The sequence below is a fragment of the Micromonospora noduli genome (genome assembly GCF_003264475.1).
Classification (GTDB): domain Bacteria; phylum Actinomycetota; class Actinomycetes; order Mycobacteriales; family Micromonosporaceae; genus Micromonospora; species Micromonospora noduli.
Genome location: NZ_PYAC01000017.1, coordinates 208,253 through 214,466, shown reverse-complemented (window position 1 = coordinate 214,466; position 6,214 = coordinate 208,253). Strand labels below are relative to the sequence as shown.

Genomic DNA, 6,214 nt, shown 5'->3' with positions numbered 1-6,214 from the left:
GCGCGGCGCGGCGCGGCGCGGGGCTCGTGGGCGACCGGTGGTCAGGCGTCCGGCGTGCCGGTGCTCTCCCGGCGGAAAAGCCGGAACGGTGTCTGCACGGTCAGCGGCCCCGCGACCTCCGCGCCCTCGATGCGGGCGATGAGGCGGCGTACCGCGAGACGGCCGATCTCCCGCTTGTCGGGGGCGATCGTGGTGAGGGTCGGGGTAGTGAACCGCCCCTCCTCGATGTCGTCGATCCCGACCACCGCGACGTCCTCGGGCACCCGGTGACCGGCCTCGGCCAGCGCCCGCAGCGCGCCGATGGCGACCAGGTCGTTGTAACCGAACACCGCGTCCGGCGGGTCACCGAGGGCGAGCAGGTCACGCATTGCGCGCATGCCGTCGAGCCGACCGAACGCGTCGGTGCCGGCGACCAACAGTGGTCGGTACGGCAGGCCGGCGGCCGCCAGTGCTTCCCGGTAACCCCGGACCCGCAGGTGGGCCGACTGTCGGTCACCGCCCGGGGTGGCGCCGATGAACGCTATCCGGCGGCGGCCGATCGCCACGAGATGCCGGATAGCCGCGTGGCTGGCGGCGACGTTGTCGATGGCGATGTGGTCGTGTGGCACGTCGTAGACGCCCTCGCCGATCAGCACGAGTGGGCTGCCGGCCGTCCGGGCCAGCACCTCCTCCCGGCCAATGCGCACCGGGCTGAGGATCAGGCCGTCGATGATGCGCTGTCGCGAGCCGTCGAGGAGCGCCAGCTCCGCCTCCCGGTCCGCGGCGGTGTTCTCCATGACGAGTGTGTAGCCGAGCGCGGCGGCCTCGGAGATGGCTATCTCGGCGAGCTCGGCGAAGTACGGGTTGGTCAGTTCCGGGACGGCCAGGGCGATCAGACCGGTACGGCCCCGACGGAGATGCCGGGCGCCGAGGTTGGGGCTGTAGCCGAGTTCGTCGATCGCCTGCTGCACCCGTTGTCGGGTCCGCTCCCCCACCGGCCGGTACCCGTTCACCACGTTCGAGACAGTGGCCAGGGAGACACCGGCGCGCTGGGCGATGTCCTTCAGGTTGACGCCCATCCCCAACCTCTCGCGAATTCGACCGGCGGGCCGACCGGACATTGATGAACAAGCATTGACGGGAGGGTCGGCGCGGCTCTATAACGTTATACAGGTGATGATGGATGTCAATATGCCGGTCACCGTTGGCGTGTGGAGATCCCACCGACATCCGTCGCTGACGCCCGTCCCCCCGTCAATGACCACCCGATGCCCACCACCCACGCGCTTCGGGCCTGGCTGCACCGCCCGCGGCGACTCCTCCCCCGGAGACGGCATGACACGTCACGTCCCCATCCGCCCTGCCCTGCCACTGCTGCTCGCCATCGCCCTGGTCGCCGGCGTTCTCGCCGCGCCCGCCTCGTCGGCGTACGCCGCACCGGCCAAGACGCCGCCACTGAGCACCCCCTGGACCAGCCAGGCGCTGGCCGGCACACCACTGCCCGAGTACCCGCGACCCCAGATGACGCGGCCGGACTGGCTCAACCTCAACGGCGAGTGGCAGCTACGCCAGTCGACGACCGACGACGCCCCGCAGTTCGGCACGAACCTGCCCGAGCGGGTCAACGTGCCCTTCCCGGTGGAGAGCGCCCTGTCCGGCATCCAGCGGGCCGCCAACGACAACCGCAACTACCTGTTCTACCGACGCACCGTCACCATCCCGGCGAACTGGTCGGGTCGGCGCACGCTGCTGCACTTCGGCGCCGTCGACTGGCAGAGCACCGTCTGGGTCAACGGTGTCCGCGTCGGCGCGCACACCGGCGGCTACGACGCCTTCACCTTCGACGTGACGCCCCAGCTCACCACCGGGACGAACGAGATCGTCGTCAAGGTCTGGGATCCCACCGACACCCGACAGAACGGCAGCCTGCCCGCCATCGGCAAGCAGACCAAGACACCTGGCGGGATCTTCTACACCCCCAGCTCCGGCATCTGGCAGACGGTGTGGATGGAGCCGGTGCCCGCCGCCTCGATCAGCAGCGTGGACGTCTACCCGAACCTGAGCAACAACACACTGCGGGTCCGGGTCTTCACCCGGGGCGACGTGAGCGGCCACAGCGTGCTCGCCGAGGCGCTGAACGGCACCACAGTGGTCGGCTCGGCCACCGGCGGCTTCACCGACTTCAGCGTGCCGGTGCCCAACGCCCGCCGCTGGTCACCCGACGACCCGTTTCTCTACAACCTCCGGGTGACAGTGCGCGGCGCCACCGGTGCCACAGTGGACCGGACCACGCACTACTTCGGCATGCGGGAGATCACCACCGGCCTGGTCAACGGTGTGCTGCGCCCCAAGCTCAACGGCCAGTTCGTGTTCCAGGTCGGCACCCTCGACCAGGGCTTCTGGCCGGACGGGCTCTACACCGCGCCCACCGACGCCGCCCTCGCCTTCGACCTGCAGAAACACAAGGACCTGGGCTTCAACATGGTGCGTAAGCACATCAAGGTCGAGCCGCAGCGCTGGTTCTACCACGCCGACCGGCTCGGCCTGCTGGTCTGGCAGGACATCCCGTCGCTGACCGCACAGGACGTCAACCCCACCGACGCCCAGCAGGCGCAGTTCGAGGCCGAGGCACGCGAGATCGTCGACGAGCACCGCAGCTCACCCGCCGTGATCGCGTACACGCCCTACAACGAGGGCTGGGGCGAGCGGTCCCTCGCCGACACCCGGCGGGTCGCGCAGAACATCAAGAACCAGGACCCGACACGTCTGGTCAACCCGCACAGCGGCCACAACTGCTGCCAGTCCCTCGGCAACCCCGGCAACGGCGACATCGACGACTGGCACGTCTACCTCGGCCCGGACTCGCCCGTACCGTCGAGCAGCCGGATCGCAGTGCTCGGTGAGTTCGGCGGCCTGGGACTGCACACGCCGGGCCACGAGTACAGCCCGAGCGGCAGCTTCTTCGCATACGAGTGGCAGTCCAGTTCGAACGCCCTCACCGACCGGTACGTGGGGCTGGTGCAGGGCACCCAGAACCTGATGTTCGGCAAGGGGCTCAGCGCCTCGATCTACACCGAGATCACCGACCTGGAGGGTGAGCTGAACGGGTTCCTCACCTACGACCGACAGGTGATCAAGATGGACCAGGCGCGGATACGCGCCGCCAACACCGCCCTGATCAACGCCTCGAAGGCCATCGGCAGTTCGGCACCCGTCGCCCTGCCGGTCAACACCCGTCGGTCGTTGCAGGTGACCACGCCCGGCTTCACCAACCGCTACCTACGCCACCAGGACAGCCTGGCCTACACGGAGGTGGTCGACGCCGCGAGTTCCAGCCTGCTCAAGGCCGACGCCACGTACACCATCCGGCCCGGCCTGGCCGGTGCCGGTTGCTACTCGTTCGAGTCGGTCAACTTTCCCGGGCAGTACCTGCGCCACCAGAACTCCCGGGTCCGCAACTCGCCGGACGACGGCTCAGCGCTGCTGCGCGCCGACGCCACCTGGTGCGCCCGTACCGGCCTGACCGGCACCGGCGTGTCGCTGGAGTCGTACAACTTCCGAGGTAGGTACCTGCGGCACTACAACGCGGAGGTCTGGCTCAGCAACGGCGCCGGCGGCGACGCGTACAACACACCGACGTCGTGGACCGCCGACAGCACCTGGAACATCGCCGCCCCGTGGGTGCCCTGATCGCTGGGCGCTAAGCGGGCCGCTCCGACAACTAGAAGCGCGGGGGTTCCGGCGTGGGCCGGGACCCCCGCGACGCGTGGACCGTGTCGGGGCCGGGGCTCCGCCTCTTCCACCAGCGCCGGCGCCTTCCGTCGCGGTCGGTGACCGGACGCCGGCGTCACTCGTCGTCTCGGGGGTCGTTTCCCCGGTCATGAGCGAAAGCGGCGAGTTGATTGCACCGTCCGGCCGGGTCGACTTCAGGGCAAGGACCGCGCCGCAACATGCATCTGGCCAGGTTCGCTCCGCTGTTGCAACACGCAATCATGCCGGCCAAGAAATAGACGGACACCAATCTTGACTTGCGCGGCCGGCCAGCGCACCGTAAAGAGCCAGAGGCAGATGCACGCCATTATCGGCCCGGCTGGAGTGGATCGCCAAATGGGGGCGCTGCCGGTTTCGCGCCGCGTGCACCAGGAGGCTTTCCATGCGGTTGAATCCGTTCACCGGTCTCTATCTCACCGATCCGGCAAGCATGTGGCGGCGCATTCTCGACGATCCCGACGGGGTGCACTACGCCGAGGATCTGGGCCTGTGGTTGATCAGCCGGCACGCACACGTCCGGCGGGCTCTCGCCGACGCCACGACATTCGCCAACGCTCTCACCCTCGCCCCGGTCTACGAGGTGTGTCCACCGGCACTGAACGTGATCATGCAGATCGACGCGCCACCCACGACGGCCGCCGCGGACCCACCGGAGCACCCGCGCACCCGACGGGCCCTACGGGCGACCTTCGCGAACACCGCCGAGCGGGTCGAGGCTGAGTACGGGGAGATCATCCGACGCCGGGTCGACCAACTGGTGTCCCGTCTCGCCGCTCGCCACGGCGATCAGGTCGACCTGATCCCGGAGTTCGCGACCGAGCTTCCCCTGCTGGTGGTCCTGGACATCCTCGGGGTGCCCGACGCCGACATCGGGCGCATCCGGAGTTGGGCGGACGGCCAGATCGCCCTCATCTGGGGGCAACCGGACCCGGCCGAGCAGGTACGCCTGGCCCAGGGCCTGCTGGAGTTCTGGCACTACTGCGAGGACCTGGTCCGCCAACGGCTGGACAGTGGACACCGGGGCGAGGACTTCATCAGCCGCGCCCTGGAATACCGGGACGACGACGACAGCGTGCTGACGGTGCCCGAGGTGGCAAGCCTTGCCTTCAACCTCCTGGTCGCGGGCCACGAGACCACTGCCGGGTTGCTCGCGCACGCGCTCGACCAGGCCCTGTCCGCCCCCCAGCGCTGGTCGGCGATCACCGCGGACCCGGGACTCGTCCCGGCCTTCGTGGGCGAGACGCTACGGTTCGCGCCAGCCATCGACGGTTGGCTGCGGGTGACCACCCGGGATGTCACAGTGGGCGCGGTGACGATTCCCGCCGGCGCCCGTTGCCTGCTGTTGATCGGAGCCGCGAACCGGGACCCGGCGGCGTTCCATGACCCGGACCGGTTCGACCCACACCGGGCCGATGTGGGCAATCACCTGTCATTTGGCCACGGTCCACATTTCTGCATCGGCGCGGGATTGGCGCGGCTTGAGGCCGGAATCGCCCTCAGCCGGCTCGCCGAAGCCATTCCCGGGCTGAGGCTGTCACCGGAGCAACATCGCTCGTACAAACCCAATGTCGCATTTCGTGCGCACCGCACGCTGCTCGCGATAATCGACGTTCCGGCACCCGCGGACGTGCCGGCGGCACGGAATGGCGCGACGGCCGAAGTGCACGCCGCCTGAGAGCCCGCGAGCGCCAGCGGTGCTGACCTGCGGACTGGTCGGGGGTGGGATGGGCGGCGTGGCCGGCTCCACCCGGCGCATCCGGGTGCCGGCACCGGGGTCGGCGCGTACCTTTCCCGCTTTTCCCGACGATCCATACCGGTGAACGTCTTCACACCCATCGCGTCATGGGTTAAGAATTGCCCTCTGTGAATGTTCGGCTCATCGGTCAATCTCGATCTGCGGCCGCCGCTGAATGTCCGTTCCACGAAGGTGAGCGCATGGAGCACACGTCCCCGTCGAGCTCGGCTCACTCCGCTGCCAGTCAGCGGTTCCGACGGGAGTTGCGCGACTGCCGCGTCCAACGGGGCCTTACCCAACGAGCCCTGGCGGACCTGGTGCGGTTCAGCCGGGAGACGGTCGCGGCGGTCGAGTCAGGGCGCCGGTTCGGCAGTCACGAGTTCGCGCTGCGCTGCGACGACGTGCTCGGCACCGGCGGCCGGCTGGCCGCACTGTGGCCGCAGGTCGCGGCCGAGCAGTTGGCCGCCGACGGTCGCCGAGGCCCCCGCGCGCCGGAACCGGCTCGACTGGATCGGCAGGTGCCGCGTCAGCGTGGACGGCGTGACGCGCGCGACCCGGGCGCCGTGGTGGACGCGATCGACGAGCTGCGTGAGCTAATCGGCCAGGTGCTCAACGGTCAACCCGAAGCGGACGAACCGCAGCGGCGGCACCCGGCCGGGCCCCTCGACCACCAGCGCTGACCCGACGAATCCGGCACGACCTCGGGGCGTCACCGGTCGCTGACGTTGG

Annotated in this window: 4 protein-coding genes; 3 read left to right on the top strand and 1 reads right to left on the bottom strand. The window is 69.4% G+C overall.

Translation table 11 applies throughout. From position 1 onward, the window contains the following. Positions 1–41 precede the first annotated feature (41 nt). On the bottom strand, positions 42–1,058 hold the full coding sequence (locus MED15_RS19705) for a LacI family DNA-binding transcriptional regulator (RefSeq protein WP_112736570.1): 1,017 nt from the start codon (positions 1,056–1,058) through the stop codon (positions 42–44). Positions 1,059–1,314: 256 nt separating this feature from the next. Here MED15_RS19705 and MED15_RS19700 point away from each other — a divergent pair, with 256 nt between their 5' ends. The 3 genes from MED15_RS19700 (at position 1,315) to MED15_RS19690 (ending at position 6,165) form a co-directional block, all read left to right on the top strand. Beyond that, positions 1,315–3,669, top strand: coding sequence for an AbfB domain-containing protein (locus MED15_RS19700; protein ID WP_112736568.1), 2,355 nt, complete (start codon positions 1,315–1,317; stop codon positions 3,667–3,669). 463 nt (positions 3,670–4,132) lie between these two features. Further along, positions 4,133–5,425 (top strand): cytochrome P450, encoded by a 1,293-nt coding sequence (locus MED15_RS19695; protein WP_112736566.1) that lies wholly within the window; start codon positions 4,133–4,135, stop codon positions 5,423–5,425. A gap of 260 nt (positions 5,426–5,685) precedes the next feature. Then, positions 5,686–6,165 carry a helix-turn-helix transcriptional regulator gene (locus MED15_RS19690; RefSeq protein ID WP_112736564.1) on the top strand — a complete coding sequence of 160 codons (480 nt, stop codon included), beginning with the start codon at positions 5,686–5,688 and terminating at the stop codon, positions 6,163–6,165. Positions 6,166–6,214: the final 49 nt, after the last annotated feature.

Coding starts and splice junctions, on each gene's coding strand:
- MED15_RS19695 (WP_112736566.1), top strand. CDS start 4,133: ATGCGGTTGAATCCGTTCACCGGTCTCTATCTCACCGATCCGGCAAGC.
- MED15_RS19700 (WP_112736568.1), top strand. CDS start 1,315: ATGACACGTCACGTCCCCATCCGCCCTGCCCTGCCACTGCTGCTCGCC.
- MED15_RS19690 (WP_112736564.1), top strand. CDS start 5,686: ATGGAGCACACGTCCCCGTCGAGCTCGGCTCACTCCGCTGCCAGTCAG.
- MED15_RS19705 (WP_112736570.1), bottom strand. CDS start 1,058: ATGGGCGTCAACCTGAAGGACATCGCCCAGCGCGCCGGTGTCTCCCTG.